The following is a 966-nucleotide window of genomic DNA, read 5'->3' as shown; positions in this document are numbered from 1 at the left end:
TGAAGGCAAGCCAATCTTCGCGAAGCAAGGTGTCGTCCACATAGACATTCATGTTGTACAGATTCCCGAACGGCGGTTCGCCACCGGGTTCGCAAAGCGGGAAGCAATCCTTGAAGTCGTCTTCGCTGGCCAGCTCAACGCGGTTGGCATGGAGGGCCTGGCGTAATTTTTCCGGATCCAGATATTGGTTGGCAGGCAGCACCGCCATGGCCAGTTTTCCATCCACGTCCACAATCACGGTCTTGGCCATGTGTCGGCCGGGAATATGGGCGGACTGTGCTACCTCGGAAGCGGTAACAGCGGGCGCGTGGTTGTAGCAGTGATAATTCACGCCGTTGTTGTCGAGAAAATCGGCCAGTGCGCGGGCGGGCATGACGAACCTCCTCCCGGAATCGTGTCGCCGGGATTGGGGAGCGGCCTGACAAACAGCTTGTGGCTGGAGCCCAGGAGACGCTCCGTGACAGGATGTCTGATTAAGGGTAGAGCCGGCGAACAAGGAGGAGAAATACAAATATGCGCTAATCTTTATAGCGGAAAAGAATAGGACGAGCGGTCGGTGTATCTTGTGTGGTGGCTGTAGGAGTTCCCTTCCAGGGGACGAACCGAGCGCAGCGAGGAGAATAAAAAGCAAATTTCTTTTTGAGGGATGCCTGCCCAGCTGGCACGCCTGAGCATATTGCCGGCGATTTTCGCGCAAGCGCGATTCGTCCCCTGGAAGGGAACTCCTACAATATTCTTTAAGGGATAGGGTTCAATAAAAACGCGGGCAGTGATCATGCCGTCTGGCATAACCCCTGCCCGCGTTGTTGCGTGTTGCATGCTGCCTGGCGCGTGCAGCGTCTCTTGTCACATTCCCAGATTGTCGAGAATGCGCAGGTTCGGCCCGGCCTGATTCATGGTGTAGAAGTGCAGCCCCGGCGCGCCCATGGCCAGTAGCCGTTCGCACAGACGGGTAACCACTTCTTC

General features: G+C 56.5%; 2 protein-coding genes. Both read right to left on the bottom strand.

Going from position 1 to position 966, the window contains the following annotated elements; genetic code table 11:
* A partial coding sequence (locus tag A3730_RS03090; protein ID WP_063537453.1) for an aminoacyl-tRNA deacylase occupies positions 1-373 on the bottom strand: 373 nt, incomplete at its 3' end.
* Between the two features lie 473 nt (positions 374-846).
* Positions 847-966: methylenetetrahydrofolate reductase (locus tag A3730_RS30155; protein ID WP_197477246.1), on the bottom strand; the 120-nt coding region annotated here is incomplete at its 5' end.

This window comes from Alcanivorax sp. HI0044, from assembly GCF_001634945.1.
The sequence above is the reverse complement of the archived record's forward strand: the minus strand, read 5'-3'. Positions and strand labels throughout refer to the sequence as shown.